This window comes from Actinocatenispora rupis, assembly GCF_016861975.1.
Taxonomy (GTDB): domain Bacteria; phylum Actinomycetota; class Actinomycetes; order Mycobacteriales; family Micromonosporaceae; genus Actinocatenispora; species Actinocatenispora rupis.
Genome location: NZ_BOMB01000011.1, coordinates 26,486 through 46,262 on the forward strand (window position 1 = coordinate 26,486; position 19,777 = coordinate 46,262).

The following is a 19,777-nucleotide window of genomic DNA, read 5'->3' on the forward strand; positions in this document are numbered from 1 at the left end:
GTGGGCGAGAGTGTCGCTGGTGCTGGGTGTCGTGTTCGTCGTACTCAGCGGCGCGAGCCTGGCCGCCGGCTCCATCGTGCTCGACAAGGTGGACAACGCGATCCCGCAGACCAGCCTGATCGGTGGAGACGCCCGCAAGCACAAGACCGGGTCCGACGTGAAGGGCCCGATCGACATGCTGCTCGCCGGCAGCGACCTGCGTGACTCGTGGAAGTCGACCGGCGAGAAGCCCCGCACCGACTCGATCATGTGGCTGCACATCCCGGCCACCCTCGACCGGGCGTACCTGCTGTCGCTGCCGCGCGACATGCGGGTGACGATCCCGGCCGACCCGCACAGCCAGTACCAGGGCGGGCAGGACAAGCTGAACGCGTCGTTCCCGAACGGGATGAAGTCCGTCAACGACATCGCCGGCGGAATGGCTCTGTTGAGCCGGACCACGAGCAAACTCACCGGGGTCGAGTGGGACATGGCCGGCCTCGTCAACTGGGACGGGTTCAAGGACATCACCACCGCGCTCGGCGGCGTCACGATGTGCCTCGACCAGGGCTTCACCTCGCACCAGCCCGGCTTCACCAACGGCCCGCCGCTGACGTTCCCCAAGGGCTGCCACCACTACGACGCCGACAAGGCCCTCAAACTGGTACGCCAGCGCGACGACGTACCGGGTGGCGACTACGGGCGGCAGAAACTCCAGCAGCAGTACGTGAAGCAGATCCTGAAGCAGGCCACCAGCAAGGGTGTGGTGAGCAACCCGGCCAAGCTGAACGACGTGATCACGGCGGCCGGCAAGGCGGTCCGGCTGGACCTCGGCGGGTACAGCGTCGCCGATCTGGCGCTGGCGCTGCACGGCATCACCGCCGACAAGATCACCACCCTGCAGGTGCCGCACTACGCGATCGGCCAAGGCGACGCGTACCAGGGTGAGGGGTTGCAGCAGCCGCTCGGCAACGAGCTGTTCAGGGCGATGCGGACGGACAAGGTCGACGACCTGCTGCTGTCGCATCCGGAGCTGGCGTCGAAGCTCCCGAGCTGACGAGGTGCCGGTCCCACCGCGGGGCCGGCATCGCGGTCAGGATCCGACCGCGGCGCTCGCTAGGCTCGGCGGCGTGACACGGACGATCGGTCGACGCGCGCTCAACCGGGCCACGCTGGCCCGGCAGTACCTGGTGGAACGGGCCGACGTGCCGGTGACCGCGGCGGTCGGGCACCTGGTGGGACTCCAGGCGCAGGCACCGGCCCCGCCGTACGTGGGGCTGTGGTCGCGGCTCGCCGGGTTCACCGCCGCGGACCTGTCGGACGCGATGGCCGACCGCCGCGTCGTACGGGTGGTCGCGATGCGCGGCACGATCCACACCCTCACCGCCGCCGACTGCCTCGACCTGCGCGCCCGCCTCCGCCCCGTACTCGACCGGCAGCTCGCCGGCCAGTTCCGCGGGCGGTTCGACGGGCTGGACCGGGCCGCGGTCGCCGCCGCCGGACGCGTGCTGGTCGAGGACCGGCCGCTGACGTACGCGGAGCTGGGTGCGGCGCTCGCGGAGCGCTTCCCGGGGACGAAGAGCGAGCTGCTCGGGCACGTGGTCCGCACCGACGTGACGCTCGTGCAGGTCCCGCCGCGCGGGCTGTGGGGCCGCTCCGGGAAGGCGGCGCACACCACCGCAGAGTCGTGGCTGGACGCGCCGTCCGGCACCGACGACACCCCGGATCCCCTGGTACTGCGGTATCTCGCGGCGTTCGGCCCGGCGACCGTGGCCGACGTGCAGACGTGGTCCGGCCTGACGCGGCTGCGCGAGGTAGTGGAGCGGCTGCGCCCGCGGCTCGTCACGTACGTCACGGAGGACGGCGCCGAACTGTTCGACCTGCCCGACGCGCCCCGCCCCGACGCCGACACCGCCGTGCCCGTACGGTTCCTGCCGCAGTGGGACAACCTGCTGCTCTCGTACGCCGACCGCAGCCGCGTGCTGCCCGACGAGTACCGGCCGCGGGTGTTCGCCAGCGCCAACGGCATGGTGCCCGGCACCGTACTGGTCGACGGTCTGGTCCGCGGCGAGTGGGCGCACACCGCCACGCGCACAGCGGCGACGCTCACCGTCACCCCGTACCGTGCGCTGTCCCGCCGGCACGAGTCCGCCGTCACCGCGGAGGCCGGCCGGCTCGCCGCGTTCCTCGCCCCCGACCTGCCCACCGACGTACGCCTCGCGCCGGTCCCCGACTGAGCGAGGCCGGGGTGCTACCGGCGGTGGACGGCGAGCTTCGCCGGGGTGGCGACCGGCGCCACCTTGCGGACGAACGACTCGCGGGCCTCGACGAAGCCGGACCGGTCGTCGAAGATGTCGCGCGCCATCTCGGCCAGTTCCAGCGTCTCGTGGTAGTCCAGCGGGCGCGGCGCGGGCTTGCGCGACTCGACCACGTCCCGCCACATCCCCGGCTGCGCGTACTGGTCGGCCAGGTCGGACAGCCACGAGTCGAACGTCGCCGGGTCGCCCGGGCCGACCAGGTCCACCATGCCGAGCCGCGCGGCCGTACCGGCGCCGACGGGCAGGCACTCGGACAGCAGCCGTTCCGCGGTCTCGATGCCGACCCGCCGCGGCAGCGCGTACGAGTGCAGCTCCGAGCCGTACAGCCCGATGTCGTAGTACGGGTTGAGGACGACGCCGGCGCGGGCGGCGACCACGTCGGCACCGAGGCCGAGCATCACGCCGCCGGCGCCCGCGTTCCCGGTGAACGCGGCGATCGTCACCTGGTCCTCGGCCGCCTCGATCAGCTCGCGGCACACCAGGTTGATCGCCTTGATGTTCTCCCACGCGTACGCCGCGGGGTCGGCAGCGGCCGAGATCTCGGTCAGGTGCACGCCGTTGCAGAACACGTCCGGTCCACCGCGCAGCACGAGTACCCGGGTGTCCTGGCGGGCGGCACGGTGCAGCTCGCGGCGCAGCCGGCGGCACTGGTCGACACCCGCGGCGCCGTTGTAGAAGCGGAACGTCAGCTCGCCGACCGGTCCGCGCCGCCGGTAGCTGATCTCCGGCGGCCCGTCCGTACGCACCGGGACGCGGTCCAGCGCCTCCCGCAGCACCGTCGCCGCGGGCAGCTTCACGCCGCCGCGCTGCCGCAGGTGCCCCAGCCACACCGCACCGGTACCGGCGGCGACGAGCACGTACCCGTCCTGGCGACCGATGATCTCGCCGGGCCGACCCGTACCGGTGCCGGGGTGCGCGTCGAACGCGTTCACCGGCACGCCCGCCAGCTCGGTCCGTACGCCGGGGAACCCGTCCGCGGCGCGGATCTTCCGGATGATGTCGGCCGCGTCGTCGGACCAGTCGAACGCCCGCTCCGCCTGCTTCATCAGCGGGCGCAGCCGCGCGTCCGGGATCGGCCGCGCCGCCTCGGCCAGCGGCGTCGGTACGAAGTCCGGGTCGGCGGCGCGCTCCACGACCTCCAGCGCGCACGCGATCGCCGCGTCCGCCACCGGGCCCGTGTACAGCGCGGACTTGCGCGGCGGGTCGGCCGGCAGGTCGAACTCGCGGTGCGCCCAGATCGGCCCCGCGTCCATCTCCTCGACGGCCGACAGCGCGGTCACGCCCCAGCGCGGCGCGCCCTCGGCGATGGCGTAGTCCAAAGAGGACGGTCCCCGGTCGCCGACCGGACCCGGGTGGATGATCACGGTGCGCCACTTCGTCCACACCTCGGCCGGCACCCGCTCCTTCAGGTACGGGCACAGGATGAGGTCGGGCTGGGCCTGGTACACGCCGTCACAGATGGTGCGCTCGTCGAGCGCGAACTCGACGGCGACGTCGTGACCCCTCTCCCGCAGTTCGTCCCACAGGCGTTGGGTCAGGCCGTTGAACGCGGACACGAGCAGTAGCAGGCGCACGAGGCGTGACGCTAGCGATGTTCCATCCATGCATGCAAATCAAGTAATGAAGACCACGTGAAGATCAGGCGACCGATCACGGTACGCATTGCCGGTTCCACTCAACGCCCACAATGGTGCGACCCTGGCGCATCGTCTACAGTCCTGCCAAACTTCCCTCGTAACGCAGAGTCCCGCAGGTCCGAGGACTACGTACGGGGGTCATACCGGTAGGCGTCTCGGTGGGGGACGCGGAACCGATCTGCGAAAGGCGGCTGTCGCCGTGCTCATGCATCACTTCAGTTACGGAGCGCTCACGCCGATCCTGGCGTACGCGGCGTCGTACGTGGGCTGTCTGCTCGGCCTGATGTGCGCCGCGCGCGCCCGCGTCCTGACCGGACCGGGCCGCCGGGGATGGCTCACCGTCGCCGCGGTCTCGCTCGGTGGTACCGGCATCTGGGTCATGCACTTCATCGCGATGCTCGGCTTCTCCATCAACGACACCGTCATCCGGTACAACATGCTGCTGACCGTCGTCAGCGCGCTGGTCGCGATCGTCGCCGTCGGCGCGGGTCTCGGTGTCGTCGGCAACGACGCGCGCAAGCTGCACCGCATCGCGCTCGCCGGCGTACTGACCGGCATCGGGGTCGCCGGGATGCACTACCTCGGCATCGCCGCCATCGTCATGCCGGCGTCGATCAGCTACGAGCCGATCCTGTTCACGCTGTCCGTCCTGATCGCGGTCGTGGCGTCCGCCGTCGCGCTGTGGTTCACGCTCGTCATCAAGGGGCGCGCCGCGACGCTGGCCGCCGCCGCCGTGATGGGCGTCGCCGTGTGCGGCATGCACTACGTCGGCATGGCCGCGATGCGGCTCACCCCCGACGCGCAGGCCGACATCAGCGTCGGCACCACGTTCAACAACCTGCTCCCGCCGGTACTGCTGGTCACCAGCATCGTCACCGTCGTCCTGCTGATCTTCGTGGCGTTCTCCGCGTCGCCGGCCGAACTGGTCGAGGACGCCGCGTTCGCCGCCCGCCTGGAGCGCAGCGTCGAGGAACGCGAGCGGCTCGCCGCGGAACGCTGGACCGGCCCGCGCCCCCAGTCCGAGTCCGTACTGCCGCCCCCGGCGCAGCCCGGCACGCCGGCCGCCCAACCGGCGAAGCCCGCGGCGCAGCAACCGATCTCCCGGCGACTCACCCGCAACCCCACGGTCGGTACGCGCCGCCGCTGAGGTGGGGCCAGGCCCACCCCCGAACGGGGTCGAGCAGGCTGTCGGCCCCGTGCGCCGCTCGGCGAGACTGGTGGGGTGACCGCCTTCCGGACCGCCGTACGCCAGCGGATGTGCCTGCTCGGCCGCGTGATCGCGCTCTTCGCGCTGACCGCGGCCGAGCTGGCGTTGCTCGGCCTGCCGGCCTCGGCGATCGTCGTACCGGCGATCTGGCCGGTGGTACTGCTGCACGGCGCGGCCGTCGGCGGGCTGCTGTGGCTGTGGTTCGTCCCGGCGTCCGCGGTGTTCCTCGTCGTCAGCCGGGGCCTGCTGCGCGTCCACCGTCGGCTCGTCGCCGAGTGGTGCGGCGTGCAGATCCCCGACCCGTACCGGGAACGGCCGCGCCTCGAACGCACCGAACACGGCTGGTACTGGAACGGCCACGACTACAACAAGTACCGGTGGCTGTCGCGGATCAACCTGTGGCTGCGCTGGCGCGGCAACGACCCGGCCACCTGGCGCGACCTGTGCTGGCAGATCCTCGGCATCCCGCTCAGCGTCGTCGTGCTGCCCGCCGCCGCCTGCGTGTACGGCACGCTCGCGGTGGTGCGGCTGTGCGGCGCCACCGCCCTCGACCCCCTGTTCTTCGGCTCGTACGTGGTGGCCGGGGCAGCCGCCGGCGCCGCCCTCGTCTTCGCGTACGTGTCGCCGAAGCAGATGCTGTCCTGGCACGGCCTCACCGCCCGCTGGCTGCTCGCCCCGACCGAACGCAGCCGGCTGCGTACCCGGGTCGCGCGACTCACCCAGACCCGTACCGACGCGACCGACGCGCAGGCCACCGAACTGCGCCGGATCGAACGCGACCTGCACGACGGCGCGCAGGCCCGGCTCGTCGCGCTCGGCCTCACCCTCGGCGCCATCGAACGCCTCCTCGACACCGACCCCGCCGCCGCCCGCGAACTCCTCGCCAGGTCCCGCGAGGCGTCCGCCCAGGCCCTCACCGAACTCCGCGACCTCGTCCGCGGCATCCACCCGCCCGTACTCGCCGAACGTGGCCTCGCCGACGCCCTCCGCGCGCTCGCCCTCGACGGGCCCACCCCCGTCCAGGCCCGCATCGACGTACCCGGGCGGCTGTCCGCACCCATCGAGTCCGCCGCGTACTTCGCCGTCGCCGAGCTCCTCACCAACACCGCCAAACACGCCCGCGCCGCCCACGTCACCCTGACCGCCGAGTACGCGGCGAACGTGCTGCGCATCGAAGTCACCGACGACGGCCGCGGCGGCGCCACCGACAGCGCCGGGACCGGGCTGCGCGGCCTCCGACGCCGATTGGGTACGTTCGACGGGACGCTCGCGCTGGACAGTCCGCCGGGCGGACCCACCCGGGCCACCCTGGAGATCCCGTGCGCGTTGTCCTCGCCGAAGACCTCTACCTCCTCCGGGAGGGACTGACCCACCTGCTGCGCGCACACGGGTTCGACGTCACGGCATCCGTCGAGACCGGGCCCGACCTGCTCGCCGCCCTCACCGGCGGCGACCCGCCCGACGTCGCCATCGTCGACGTACGGCTCCCGCCCACCTTCACCGACGAAGGACTCCAGGCCGCCCTCACCGCCCGCCGCGCCCGCCCCGGCCTCCCCATCCTCGTACTCTCCCAGCACGTCGAACAGCTCTACGCCCGCGAACTCCTCGCCGACGGCACCGGCGCCATCGGCTACCTGCTCAAGGACCGGGTGTTCAACGCCGACCAGTTCATCGACGCCGTACGCCGCGTCGCCGCCGGCGGCACCGCCATGGACCCCGACGTCATCGCCACCCTCCTCACCCACCACGACCAGCCACTCAGCCGCCTCACCCCGCGCGAACGCGACGTACTCGGGCTCATGGCCGAAGGCCGCTCCAACGCCGCCATCGCCGCGCAGCTCCACCTCAGCGAAGGCGCCGTCAGCAAGTACACCACCAGCATCTTCACCAAACTCGACCTCGCCGCCTCCGACGACGACAACCGCCGGGTACTCGCCGTGCTGGCGTACCTGAACGGCACCCGGTACTGATCGGGGTACGGGTTGGGCGGCGGCTTCGCGGTCGGGTGGCGCGGGCGGCGTCGCGCCTCGGCCGTGTCCGGGTGACGTGACGGCGTCGCGGCTGGGCGGGATCCGGATGACGTGACAGACGCGCGAGGCGGGTCGGCCGAGGCGGGCTGGGGTGAGGCGGCGCGAAGCTGGATGGCGTGGCCGATGACGGCTGTACGAACCCGGTGGCGCGCCGGATTGCTTCGCGGGGCGGGGTTGCTTCGCAGGGCTGGATTGCCTCGTAGGGCTGGGTTGCTTTCGCAAGGCCGAGTTGCTGCCTGGACCTGGGTGACTCGGCGGCTGAGTGGGTTGGCGGCCGGGGCGAGTCGGGCGTGACGGGCCGGCTTGCCGACCCGTCACGCAGCTGGCGGATCGGGTCACAACCGAGCCGAACGGTCCGACCGATTATTGTTCAATTGTCTCATTGTTCAATTGTTGAACAGTTGAACAATGAGACAGTTGGACAATCGATTAAGTCTGTCCACTGTAGACAGACAGATCAGTGGGCCCCGCCCGAACGACATCCCAACCGCCCAGGCGAGGCCCCCACCCCTACCCGACGAACGCCTTCGTGAAGTCGAGCGGGTTCTGACTGACGCCGCTGCACGTCGAGGACGCGTCCGGGTGTACGTCACCGGCGAGCGATCCGCACGACTGGTCCCGGTCGACGGACCAGAACGCGAGTCTCCCGACGCCCTGCGTCCGGGCCCATGACGCGACGGACTGCGCGTTGTCGAGGCTGAACGTGGAGCCGTCGTCGTTGGTACCGATCATCGGGGTGATCCCGATGTTGCCGTACGTGTAGCTGCTGTCGACGCCCTGGATCTGGCCGAGGGTGGCACTGGCGGCGTCGGTGGCGGCTTTGCCCATGTCCTGGTCGCCCTGGTAGTAGTCCATGGCCATGACGTTGACGATGTCGAGCTTGACGCCGGCGTCGTGCGCGGCCTTGACGAGGTTGACGCCGTCGGCGGTGAGCCCGTTGGGCAGTACCGGCAGGGTGACGGAGAAGGTGAGCCCGGAGTCCTTGTCCTTCAACGTTTTCAGCGCCTGCATGTTCCGCTGGATGGACGCGGTGTCGGCGATGGCGGCGCCTTCGATGTCGAAGTCGAGCGCCGTCACGTGGTACGTGTCGATCAGGTTCTGGTACCCGGCGACGATGGACGCCTGGTCGGTGCAGGTCCAGGCGAGGGGGAGGCCGGCGGCGCCACCGCTGGAGATGATGGGTTCGGCGCCTTCGGAGCGGGCCTTGTCGATCTCGCCGTCGACGTTGGGGTCGTTGCCGACGGGCAGCGTGTCGCCCCAGATCTGGTTGCAGCCGGACCCGATCACGAACGCCGCCGTGTACGTCTTCAGCCCGGCTCCGGCGGCCTGGTCCAGCATGCCGACCTGCGAGTTCGACATGTCGACGTACGGCGCGACGGTGCCGGCGGCGGCCAGCCCGGGTTCGGCGGTACCGAGGACGACCGCGCCGGCCGCGCCGACGGTGAGGGCGAGCGCGGTCCACCAGCGTCTTCTGAGCATGGAGCCTCCCCTTCGTACGTCCGGGTTGCCGGGGGCACTTCAGTGCGCTCCCGACAACCCGTTCAATGCAGCGGATTTGCCGCATTTCAAATGTTAGGTTTGTTTACCGTACGACCGGCGGCCCGTCAACACCGTCCCCACCAGCCCGCCAACGCCCCAGCCGGTACCCGCTCCCCCACCACCCCCGAAACCCCTTGCCCTGCAAGGGATCCGTACCGCCACGACCGCCAGCCAGCCCAGCTCCACCCCACCGCCAACCCGCCGCCAGCACCGAACGAACCCCGCCACCCAGTCCGATCCGACCGACAGCCAACCCGTGCCCCCGCACAGAACCGTCCCCACCAGCGACCACGTGTCGTCGCCGCGACCGCCCCGCCCGCGAGGACCCCGCTCATGGCCGACCCTGTGCTGTCAGCCACGCTCGTGACAGTCCCCGCTCCTGGCAGTCGGCAACGCCCGCCCACCGGGCGATCACTGCCCGCCGCCCTACCCCGCGATCGCCCCCACCACGGTCACCACCGACCGACCGTTACGCGGCAGAGCGGCGCCCGCCACGAACTCGGCATGGGCCCTGACTGCGGAACGCAGCATGGGGTCACGCGGGAGAGCCGCAACAGCAACGGATCCCACTCACCAAGGCGTTGAACGGCGCGACGGCAACAGCTCTCGGGGCTCCAACGAAAGACCGCCACGGAACAACGAACCGGGCGCCCTCGACGCGAGGTTCCCGTTGGCACAACGGATCCCCGGCACGCGACACGCAACCCGCGGAACGAACCCCGGCATACCCGACACGGAACTGGGCGGCGCAAGGGATCCCGGCGTGGACGACACGGCCGCGGCGACCTGAGGCGCGACACAGGGTCGCGGTGACACAACCGATCCCGGCGCACACCACACGCGACCGCGGTGACACAACCGACCCCCGGCGCACGCCCGACCGTGGTGTCCCAACCGATCCCGGCGCACACGACACGGATCGGCGCGGCACCACATCACTGTAGGCGCGCGCTCCCCTTGGCCGGCGCGCGGCGGAGTACCGGAAATGGTGTGGTGGCAAGGGTTCCGGCGGAGTGGAAGCTGTGGGTCAGGGGGTGTCGAAGAGGGCGCTGACGGACTCGCCGTTGTGGATGCGGCGCATCGCCTCGGCGAGCGCGGGGGCGATCGACAGTACGCGGAGCTTGTCGGTACGGCGCTCGTGCGGTACCGGAACGGTGTTGGTGCAGACGATCTCGGTGACGTCGGGTTGGGCGGCGAGCCGGTCGAGGGCTCCGGCGGCGAAGAGTCCGTGGGTGCAGGCGACGCGGACGGAGCGGACCTTGAGTTCGCGGAGCCGGTCGAGGAGTTCGAGGATGGTGCTGCCCTTGGCGATCTCGTCGTCGAGGACGATCACGTCGCGGCCGGCGACGTCGCCGATGACGGAGGTGATCTCGACGCGGTCGTCGGAGAAGCGTTGCTTGGCGCCGGCGGCGACGCCGACGCCGAGCAGCCGGGCGAACGCGGACGCGGGTTTGGCGTTGCCGAGGTCCGGGGAGACGACGACGGCGTCGGACAGGTCGTACTGCCGGAAGTGGCGGGCGAGTTCGCGCAGCGCGTGCAGGTGGTCGACCGGTACGCCGAAGAAGCCGTGCACCTGCGGGGAGTGCAGCGTCATGGTGAGGACGCGGTCGACGCCGGCGGTGACGAGCAGGTCGGCGACGAGGCGGGCGCCGATGGAGATGCGCGGCGCGTCCTTCTTGTCGGACCGGGCGTAGGCGTAGTGCGGCATGACCACCGTGGTACGCGCGGCCGAGGCACCGCGCGCCGCGTCGGCCATCAGCAGCAGCTCGACGAGATGCTCCTGTACGGGCGGGACGAGCGGCTGCACCAGGTAGACGTCGCGCTCCCGGCAGTTGGCCTCCAGCTGCACTTCGAGGCAGTCGTTCGCGAACCGGGTGACCCGCGAGGGCCGCAGCGGTACCTCAAGGTGCTGGCAGATCTCCGTCGCCAGCTCGGGATGGGCGGACCCGGAGAACACGGCGATCTCGTGCACGGCCTGGCGCTCCTGTCGTCGGCGGACGGCACGCACACGGTACCCAGCGGGCCGCAGCCCGCCGCCGCCGGCCGTTATGCCCTGCCGCGGGCCCGGTTTCCGGTTGCGAAAAGCGGGCGAGCGCGCCGCCGCCCGGGGTCAGGTGCGGGTGGCGGTGCGGTTGGCGGTGACGACACCGAGGCCGACGAGGGCGGCGACGAGCAGCCCGATGACGAGGATCGCGGCCGGTACGCCGAGAACGCCGGCGCCGCCCGCGGTCAGCAGGATGAGCGCGGCGGCCACGAGCAGCGGGATGAGCTGCACCGAGCCGGGGCGCATCCGGGCGTGCAGCAGCCCGCTGACGAGCAGGTACCCGACGACGGGGACGGCGACGGTGGCGGCGGTCGCGGCGGGCGGGATGTCGCTCCCGGCGGCGACGACGGACAGGCCGGCACCGACGGCGGCCACCGCCGCGAAGATCACGTAATGCGCGTAGCCCCAGAGCATGTTGGTGAACTGGCTGACGCGGAGGGCGGCGGTGGCCTCGTGCTTGAAGTACGACCACCACATGGCGAAGAGGAGGACGAGGCCGCCGGCGGCGGTGACGAGCAGGCCGGTGGACAGCCCGTGCCGGGTGGTCGCCCCCTGTACGGCCAGGGTCGACGCGGACACGCACTCGCCGAGCACGATCAGCGTGAACAGGCCGTACCGTTCGTTGATGTGGCCGGGGTGCCAGGACGTGCGGCGGCCGCGCGCCTCCGCCCACACGGGGACGGCGAGTTCGGCGACGACGAGCACCGCGAACCCGACGTACGCGGCGTCGCCGGGGAGCAGGAGCCGCAGCAGCCAGCCGATCTGGACCACGACGATGCCGACCGCGTACCGGAGGGCGGCGGCGCGGCCGGCCGGGTCCTGGCGTGCGGCGCGCAGCCACTGCGCGACGAGCGCCACCCGCATCACCACGTACCCGATGGTGATGACGGTGAAGTCGTAGTGCTCGAACGCCCGCGGTACGCCGGCGGCGAGCACCAGCCCGCCGGCGATCTGCACGAGCGTCAGCAGCCGGTAGAGCACGTCGTCCGTGTCGTACGCGGAGGCGAACCAGGTGAAGTTCATCCAGGCCCACCAGATCGCGAAGAACACCATCGCGTACCCGAGGATCACGCTCGGGTGGCCTTCGGCCAGGCCGTGGTGCAGCTGGCCGGACGCCTGCGCGACGGCGACCACGAAGCACAGGTCGAACAGCAGTTCCAGCGGGGTCGACGCCCGGTGCTGCTCGCCCGGGTCGCGCCCCTGCATGCGGCGTACCCACACCCCCACGACACTCACGCCACGTGATGCTGCCACAGCCGGCGGGAATCCGGTGACGGGCGCCGGGTCAGAGCGCCCGCGCGACGAGTTCCGCGAGGTGCACGACGCGGGTGCCGGAGCCGCGCAGCCCGGCCGCCATCTGCCGGTAGCAGCCGGGGTTGACCACGACGAGGTAGTCGAGGTCGAGCTCGGCGATCGCGGCGACCTTCGGGGCCAGTACCTCGCGCGAGTCGGCCGGCCGGAGCACCGAGTACGAGCCGGCGGCGCCGCAGCACGACCCGGCGTCCGGTACCTCGACGTAGTCGCCGAGGTGGGCGAGGACCTCGCGGGGCTCGCGCCAGACGCCGAGGGCGTTGCGCAGGTGGCAGGAGTCCTGGAGGCCGAGGCGGGCGCGCCGGCCGTCCACCTGGATGGGCGTGAGGTCGGCCAGGTCGGGGCCGTGGCCGGCGGCGAGCCAGGCGGAGAACTCCTGTACCCGGTCGGCGCCGAGTTCGGCGGCGAGGTGCGCGGAGCAGCCGCCGGACGTGGTGACGATCGTGCCGGGCAGCTGCCGGCCGAGCCGGCGCGCCATCCGCCTGCCGAGTCCGGACTCGCCGTTGTGCGCGTGCAGCGCGCCGCAGCAGCCCTGTACGGCGGGCGCCACGAGCGACGGGTCCGCCCGGCGCGCCGCGCGCGACACCTTCGGGTACAGGACGCGTTCGACGCAGCCGAGCATCAGGTTGGGTGCCGCTGGCGTACCGCGGCGGGTGCGGGCGGCGCGGCGGACCAGGCCGGCGAGCGTGATGCCGACCATGCCGAGCCGGGACATCATCAGCATCAGCAGCTTCGCCAGTACGGGGCGGTTCCGGCCCTGCCAGGCGGTGTCGCGCCACTCCTCCAGCAGCTCGCCGTACTGCACGCCCGCGGGGCACACCGGTTCGCAGGCGCGGCAGCCGAGGCAGAACTGCGACTGCGCCAGTACGGTCGGGTCGGTGACGTCGAGCCGGCCGTCCTGTACCGCCCGCATCAGGGTGATGCGGCCGCGCGGCGACGACGCCTCCTCCCCCGTCATCCGGTACGTGGGGCACGACGGCAGGCAGAACCCGCACGACATGCACCGGCTCAGCAGGTCCGGATCGAACACGTCCCCGGTACCCGCGGCGGTGCGCGGCTCGTCGCTCATGCCGTACCCGCCTCGGTGGTCTGGTCGCCGGTCGAGCCGAGCTTCCCCGGGTTGAGGATGCCGGCCGGGTCGAACGCGGTCTTGATCCGGCTCAACAGGGCCATCTGGTCGTTGCCGAGCCGGCGCGACAGGTACGGCAGCTTGGCGGCGCCGACGCCGTGCTCGCCGGTGATCGTGCCGCCGAGGTCGATCGCCGCGCCGAAGATCTCGCCGAACGCGGCGTGCGAGCGTTCCACCGCCGCCGCGTCCGAGGCGTCGAGTACGCAGGTGGGGTGGAGGTTGCCGTCGCCGGCGTGGCCGAACGTGCCGATGGTCAGCTCGTGCTTCGCGGCGATCGCGGTGATCCGGTCGGCCATCTCCGCCAACCGCGGCCTCGGTACGGTCGCGTCCTCCAGGATGGTCAGCGAGCCGAGCCGGGACAGCGCCGGCAGCGAGCAGCGGCGGGCGGCGAGCAGGTCCTCGGACGCGGCGACGTCGGCGGCGAGCGTGACGCCGGTGGCGCCGTGCTCCGTGCAGACGTCGGCGATCCGGCCAAGGCTCCTGTCGACGAGTTCCGGGTCGCCGTCGTCACCGAACAGCAGCAGCGCGCCGGCCTCGGTGTCCAGCCCGAGGTGCGCGTAGTCCTCGACCGCGGCGACGCACGTACGGTCGAGGAACTCGCAGGTGGCGGGCGTGATCCCGGCGCCGATGACGGCGTCGACGGCACGGCCCGCGGCGGCCAGGTCCGCGAAGTACGCCACCCCGGTACGGGTCGCGGCGGGTGCGGGCAGCAGCGCCACGGTGACCTCGGTGATCACGCCGAGCGTGCCCTCGGAGCCGGTGAGCAGCCGGGTCAGGTCGTAGCCGGCGACGTCCTTCCAGAGCCGCCCGCCGGTACGGACCACCTCGCCGGTCGGCAGCACGACCTCCAGCCCCAGTACGTAGTTGCGGGTCACCCCGTACTTGAGGCCGCGGAGGCCACCCGCGCAGGTGGCGACGTTGCCGCCGACCGTGGAGACGACCTTGGAGCCGGGATCCGGCACGTACAGCAGGCCCTGGGCGGCGGCGGCCGTGGCGAGCGCCTGCGTGGACACGCCCGGTTGGACCCGGGCGAGGAGTTCGGGTCCGGAGACTTCCAGGATCTCGTCGAGCCGGGTCAGCACCAGCACGATCCCGCCGGCCAGCGGTACGGTCGCGGCGCACAGGTTCGACCCGGCGCCCCGCGGTACGACGGGGATCCGCAGCTCGGTCGCCAGCCGCAGCACCTCCGCCACCTCGGCCGTACTGCCGGGGAAGACCACGACGTCCGGCCGGTGGTGGAACAGCGGGGTGGCGTCGCGGGCGTACACCTCCAGTTCGCCGGCGGCGGTCCGGACGTGTGCGGCGCCGACGATCGAGGTCAGCCGCTCGACGAGTGTGGCCACGCGCCCCTCCTGTACGGGGTGGTGGGTCGTTGCGGGTGGAGCCCACGGTCACCAGGCGACCCACGCCCTGGTAACCGACCTGCACGCCATGACGGTACGACGGCGAAAAACTTCAGCAGCGGTGGCCCTGCCGCAGGTGCCACCCACTGGAAATCCGGTACCGCCCGGGTTTGCCCACGGTGACCGACGTCCAGCCGTCCGGTTCCGGGGCGAAACAGGCATCCGGCCCGGACAGGGTCAGCCAGTGACTCCACCGCACCCGTACCGTGGCGCGGCCCGCGGACGTCGCGTCGAACGTCACCCCGGTCGGCCCCGAGTCGACCAGCACGCCCACCCCGGACACCAGCTGCTGCGCGCCGAGCACCCGGTAGACCAGCCAGTCCGCGTTCGACCAGGACAGCCGCAGGTACGGCAGGCCGGCGGCGATCAGCGCCGCCTCCTCCCGCCCGTACTTGTCGAGCTTGACCTGTCGCGGCACCGCCACGTACGACACCGCGTTGCGGTACAGCCAGGTCAGGTAGTTGCCGGGAGTGAGGCTGTCGTCGTAGAAGAGCGGGTTGCGCTCCACGTCGACCTGCCGCTCCCAGCCGCGCGCCAGCGGCACCGCCTCCGCCACGTACGTGGACTCCCAGTGGTCGTACAGCGGGACGACCTCGATCCGGCCCACCGGGCGCAGGGTGTCGAGCCGCTCGATCAGCGGCTGGTAGAAGACGGACTGCGCGGCCGGGTCGCCGGCGCTGCCCAGGTCGCTCGCCACCAGCGGCGGCTGCCACAGGGTCAGCGCGACGATCGCGCCGGCCAGCTTGAGCCGGCGTACCTGGCTGACCGCGGCGACCAGCGGCGCGCAGAACAGCATCGGCAGGCGCGTCACGTTCGACCCGATCGGGCTGGGTACGAAGTACGACAGCAGGATCGCCAGTACGAGCAGCACCGCGCCCACCCGCAGCGCCCGGTACCGCGCCGGGACCAGGAAGAACGACGCCACCCCGACCGCGACGAACACCTTCATCGAGTCGCCGTTGAACGGCTGCACCCCGCCGTCGGCGAACATCAGGCTCGGCGTCAGCCCGAGCAGCGCGCCCAGGCACAGCACCAGGCCCTCCCGCCAGGCGCCGGTCAGGTGCCACCCGCCCGGCAGCCGCGGCCCGACGGGCACCCCACCCTCCGGCGTACGGCGGCGCAGGCCGGCGATCAGTACCGCGGTGCCGGCGAGCCCGAGGAAGAGCCCGGACACCGGACTGCCCGCCACCGACCCCGTGGCCAGTACGAAACCGAGCGGCAGCCGTACCCGGCGGGGCGCGCGCGGCAGCGACACCGCCACCACCGCGAACATCGCGACCGCCAACCCCAGCGCGAACGTGGTCCGCCCGCTCACCAGGTTGAACACCCCGACCAGCGCCGCCAGTACGCCGCCGACGGTCGGGCGGGGCACCCGGTAGCGGGCGAGCAGCCACGCGAACGCCGCCGAGGTGAGTACGCAGGAGACGGCGCCGACCCCGCGCGCGCCGATCAGCGCGTTCAGCGGCCCCGCCAGCAGGCTGTACCCGAACGGGTAGACCCCGCCGTACCAGCGGAAGTCGATCGTGTGCCAGCCGTACGTCTCGAAGAAGTGGCCGCGGGCGACCTGCGCGGACAGGTCCGTGCCGGCCAGCGGCAGGAACAGGAACGCCACCGTCAGCGTCAGCGACACCGCCGTCGTCGCGATCGTCGGCACCCGGTACCGCTCCGGGAACCAGTGGTCGACCAGGTCCACCCAGTCCCGGCGTACCTTCGGGATCATCGCCGTCGGCGTCGGCTCCACGTACGGCCCGGCCCGCTCCGGCAGCCCCGCGTCCACGGGGTCCGACCGCTCCCGCCGGTCGTCCACCCCCTCCTCGACAGCGTCCATCCCCTGCGTACCGCCCAGGTCGTCCACCGCGTCCATGCCCTGCGTACCGCCCAGGTCGTGCACGGCGTCGATGGGCTGCGTACTGCCCAGGTCGCCGGCGGGGCGCGGCGGATCGTCGTCCGGCGGGCGGCGCCCGGCCGGTACGGACATGCCACGCGCCTCGTCCCTACCCATGACCACACCCGAACAACGACCGGCGGCGCACCACGCTCCGGCGTACGGGGACGGTGGCGGTCACGGGACCTCGGCCTCCATCCGGTCGGCCACCACGTGCCGGGCGCGGCGCGCGGTGCGCAGGTACTCGTCAACGAACTCGCCCGGGTCCTCGCCGTCGAAGCGCAACGCCCGGACCACCCCGGCCAGCTCGACGCCGTGCCGCGGAAGCTGGTCCGACGGGCGGCCCCGCACCAGCATCATCGCGTTGCGTACCGAACCGGCGAGGCGCCACGCGGCGGACAGTTCCATCGCGTCGGCGGCGGTCAGCAGCCCCGCGCCGACCGCGGCGTCCAGCGCGTCCAACGTCCGGGTGGTACGCAGGGTCGGCGTCGCGCCGGCGTACCGGAGCTGGAGGAGCTGCACGGTCCACTCGACGTCGGCGAGCCCGCCGCGGCCGAGCTTGGTGTGCGTCGCCGGGTCGGCACCGCGCGGCAGCCGTTCGGCGTCGACCCGGGCCTTGATCCGCAGGATCTCCCGTACCTGCGCGGTGTCCAGGCCCTTCGCCGGGTACCGCACCGGGTCGGCGACCGCGAGGAACTCGTCGCCCAGCGCGGCGTCGCCGGCCACGTACCGGGCGCGCAGCAGCGCCTGCGACTCCCACACCCGCGACCAGCGCGCGTAGTAGCTCCGGTACGCGGCGAGGCTGCGGACCAGCGGGCCCTGGCGGCCCTCGGGGCGCAGGCCGGCGTCGATCGGCAGCGGCGGGTCGGGCGCCGGCGCGGACAGCAGCGCGCGCAGCTTCTCCGCGACCGCGTGCGCCCGGGACTGCGCGTCGTCGCCGCCGGAGTGGACGAACAGCACGTCGGCGTCCGAGCCGTAGCTCATCTCCGCGCCGCCCAGCCGGCCCATCCCGATCACCGTGAACCGCAGGTCGGCGGGCGCGTCGACGGCGGCGCGGGCGACCCGGAGCGCCGCGGCGAGTACCGCGTCGGTCACGTCCGACAGGGCGCGGCCGACGGCGACCACGTCGAGCCGGCCGAGCAGGTCCGCGCAGGCGATCCGGAACAGTTCGCGCCGGCGCAGCGCGCGCAGCGCACCCACCGCGTCGTCCGGCCGGTCGTGCCGGCGTACCGCGGCGGACATGGCTTCGGTGAGCGCCGCCGGCTCCCGCGGTACGAGTTCGGCGTCGTCGGCAAGCAGCCGCAGCGCCTCCGGGTCGCGGGCGAGCAGGTCCGTCACGTACCGGCTGGTGCCGAGGAGCCGGGCGAGCCGGATCGCGACCGGGCCCGAGTCGCGCAGCAGCCGCAGGTACCACGGGGTACGGCCGAGCTTCTCCGACACCCGCCGGTACGCCAGCAGCCCGTGGTCCGGCTCCGGCGCGTCCGCGAACTCGGGCAGCAGCGCCGGCAGCAGCGTCCGCTGGATCGCCGCCGTACGCGACACGCCGCCGGTCAGCGCGCCGATGTGGCGCAGCGCCCCGGCCGGGTCCTCGAACCCGAGCGCCGCCAGCCGCGACTCGGCCGCGCCGCTGGTCAGCCGCAGCGCCTCGGTCGGCACCTTCGCGACCGCCTCCAGCAGCGGCCGGTACAGCAGCTTCTCGTGCAGCCGCCGGACGTTGCGGGCCAGCCGGGACCAGTCGCGCAGGAACGCCTGCACCACCGTACGGTCGCCCTCCGCCCGGTAGCCCAGCGCGTGCGCCAGCCAGCGCAGCCCCGCCTCGTCGTCCGGGATCCGGTGCGTACGCCGGAGGTGCTGCAACTGCAGCCGGTGCTCCACCGTCCGCAGGAACCGGTACGACCCGGCCAGCTCCTCGCCGTCGGCGCGCCCCACGTACCCGCCGGCGGTCAGCGCGGCGAGCGCGGCGAGCGTGTTCGGCTCGCGCAGTTCCGGATCCGACCGCCCGTGTACGAGCTGGAGCAGCTGCACCGCGAACTCGATGTCGCGCAGCCCGCCGCGCCCCAGCTTGATCTCGCGCTCCACGTCCGCCGCGGACAGCTGGTCCTCGACCCGGCGGCGCATCGCCCGCACCTCGGCGACCATCTTCGGCCGCTGCGCCGCGTCCGTCGCCTGCCACACCAGCGGCCGTACGCAGTCCAGCCACTCCTCGGCCAGCGCCGCGTCCCCCGTCACCGGCCGCGCCTTCAACAGCGCCTGGAACTCCCAGCCCTTCGCCCAGCGCGTGTAGTACGCCCGGTAGCTCGCGACCGTACGCACCAGCGGGCCGTCCCGGCCCTCCGGCCGCAGCCCCGCGTCCACCTGCCACGCCACCTGCCGGCACACGTCGATCAGCCGTACCGCGATCGCGGTCGCCGCCCGCAGCGCCGCGTCCGTGTCCCCGTCGCCGACCGGCTCCGCCACGAACAGCACGTCCACGTCGCTCACGTAGTTCAGCTCGCGGCCGCCGCACTTGCCCATCGCGACCACCGCCAGCCGCGGCAGCTCGCCCGGCGCCTCCGCCTCGGAGATCCGCAACGCCGCGGCGAGCGTCCCGTCCGCCAGCGCCGCCAGCTCCGCCATCACCTCGTCCACGGTCCGCGCCCCGGTCAGGTCCGCCGCGGCGATCCGCAACAACACCCCCCGGTACGCCAGGCGCAGCTCCTCCACCGCCGCCGTACCGCCGCCCGCCGGGGACAGCTCCGCCCGCAACGCCTCCGCGCCCCGGAACGTGTCCGGATCGGTGTCCGAAGCCAACTGCGCCCAGTGCGTCGGCGCACCGACGAGATGGTCCCCCAACGCCTCCGACGCCCCGAGTACGGCCAGCAGCCGCGCGGCGAGCCCCGGGTCGGCGCGCAACGCCGCCGGCACCTCCGGCGCCACCGCCACCAACCGGTGCACCTGGTGCAGCGCCAGGTCCGGGTCCGCCGTCGACCCCACCGTACGCACCAGCGCCGCCGCCCCGTCGTCCGTCGGCCCGCCCGCGCCCGCATCCCACCAGCCCAGCCCGTCCGGGCCGAGCAACGCCGCCGCCCGCGCCACGTCGGCGAACCCGTACCGGCTCAGCCGGTCACCCCGCCGACGCGCCGACTCCGGCCGCGACACCAGACCGCCCGACGCCCCGGCCCGCACCGCCGCCACCACCGACGCCGGCTCACCCCCCGGTACAACCGAATGCCCCGGATCCGCTTCCGCCCCAACGGATCCCGCCCCCGAAGCCCCACCCGGAAGAGGCGATTCGCTCCGACCTCCGGCAGGTACA

General features: G+C 72.8%; 13 protein-coding genes. 5 read left to right on the plus strand and 8 right to left on the minus strand.

Annotation, left to right across the window (positions count from 1 at the left end; all coding sequences use genetic code 11):
• Positions 1-10 precede the first annotated feature (10 nt).
• Both Aru02nite_RS10280 and Aru02nite_RS10285 read left to right on the plus strand, forming a co-directional pair.
• Positions 11-1,036, plus strand: coding sequence for an LCP family protein (locus Aru02nite_RS10280; protein ID WP_203657079.1), 1,026 nt, complete (start codon positions 11-13; stop codon positions 1,034-1,036).
• A 73-nt stretch (positions 1,037-1,109) separates the two neighbouring features.
• A complete protein-coding gene (locus Aru02nite_RS10285; protein ID WP_239076586.1) occupies positions 1,110-2,216 on the plus strand; it encodes a winged helix DNA-binding domain-containing protein in 1,107 nt (368 codons plus the stop codon).
• Positions 2,217-2,230: 14 nt separating this feature from the next.
• Here Aru02nite_RS10285 and Aru02nite_RS10290 read toward each other — a convergent pair whose 3' ends face one another.
• Complete coding sequence (locus Aru02nite_RS10290; protein ID WP_203657081.1) at positions 2,231-3,871, minus strand: hydrogenase maturation protein; 1,641 nt, start codon at positions 3,869-3,871, stop codon at positions 2,231-2,233.
• Positions 3,872-4,139: 268 nt separating this feature from the next.
• Here Aru02nite_RS10290 and Aru02nite_RS10295 point away from each other — a divergent pair, with 268 nt between their 5' ends.
• From Aru02nite_RS10295 to Aru02nite_RS10305, 3 genes are all read left to right on the plus strand, one after another.
• Complete coding sequence (locus tag Aru02nite_RS10295) at positions 4,140-5,081, plus strand: MHYT domain-containing protein (protein ID WP_203657083.1); 942 nt, start codon at positions 4,140-4,142, stop codon at positions 5,079-5,081.
• A gap of 75 nt (positions 5,082-5,156) precedes the next feature.
• Positions 5,157-6,509, plus strand: coding sequence for a sensor histidine kinase (locus Aru02nite_RS10300; protein WP_239076588.1), 1,353 nt, complete (start codon positions 5,157-5,159; stop codon positions 6,507-6,509).
• Positions 6,461-7,111 (plus strand): LuxR C-terminal-related transcriptional regulator, encoded by a 651-nt coding sequence (locus tag Aru02nite_RS10305; RefSeq protein ID WP_203657085.1) that lies wholly within the window; start codon positions 6,461-6,463, stop codon positions 7,109-7,111. The genes Aru02nite_RS10300 and Aru02nite_RS10305 overlap by 49 nt, the downstream gene beginning before the upstream one ends.
• A 570-nt stretch (positions 7,112-7,681) precedes the next feature.
• On the opposite strand, the gene Aru02nite_RS10310 is transcribed toward Aru02nite_RS10305, so the two are convergent.
• The 7 genes from Aru02nite_RS10310 to Aru02nite_RS10340 all read right to left on the minus strand — a co-directional run bounded on the left by Aru02nite_RS10310 (position 7,682) and on the right by Aru02nite_RS10340 (position 19,620).
• Entirely contained in the window at positions 7,682-8,650 is a 969-nt protein-coding gene (locus Aru02nite_RS10310) for a glycosyl hydrolase family 18 protein (protein WP_203657087.1), read from the minus strand.
• Between the two features lie 1,087 nt (positions 8,651-9,737).
• Complete coding sequence (locus tag Aru02nite_RS10315; protein ID WP_203657088.1) at positions 9,738-10,682, minus strand: ribose-phosphate diphosphokinase; 945 nt, start codon at positions 10,680-10,682, stop codon at positions 9,738-9,740.
• A 138-nt stretch (positions 10,683-10,820) separates the two neighbouring features.
• Positions 10,821-11,990 (minus strand): low temperature requirement protein A, encoded by a 1,170-nt coding sequence (locus Aru02nite_RS10320; protein WP_239076589.1) that lies wholly within the window; start codon positions 11,988-11,990, stop codon positions 10,821-10,823.
• Between the two features lie 49 nt (positions 11,991-12,039).
• Positions 12,040-13,134: a (Fe-S)-binding protein gene (locus tag Aru02nite_RS10325; RefSeq protein ID WP_203657089.1), complete on the minus strand. Its 1,095-nt coding sequence runs from the start codon at positions 13,132-13,134 to the stop codon at positions 12,040-12,042.
• Complete coding sequence (locus tag Aru02nite_RS10330) at positions 13,131-14,537, minus strand: FAD-binding oxidoreductase (protein ID WP_203657096.1); 1,407 nt, start codon at positions 14,535-14,537, stop codon at positions 13,131-13,133. The genes Aru02nite_RS10325 and Aru02nite_RS10330 overlap by 4 nt, the downstream gene beginning before the upstream one ends.
• Positions 14,538-14,649: 112 nt before the next feature.
• Positions 14,650-16,599, minus strand: a complete 1,950-nt coding sequence (locus Aru02nite_RS10335; RefSeq protein ID WP_203657098.1) for a hypothetical protein — start codon at positions 16,597-16,599, stop codon at positions 14,650-14,652.
• 60 nt (positions 16,600-16,659) lie between these two features.
• The gene (locus tag Aru02nite_RS10340; protein ID WP_203657114.1) at positions 16,660-19,620 is read right to left on the minus strand and encodes a bifunctional [glutamine synthetase] adenylyltransferase/[glutamine synthetase]-adenylyl-L-tyrosine phosphorylase; all 2,961 of its coding nucleotides are present in this window, start codon (positions 19,618-19,620) and stop codon (positions 16,660-16,662) included.
• Between the last annotated feature and the right edge of the window lie 157 nt (positions 19,621-19,777).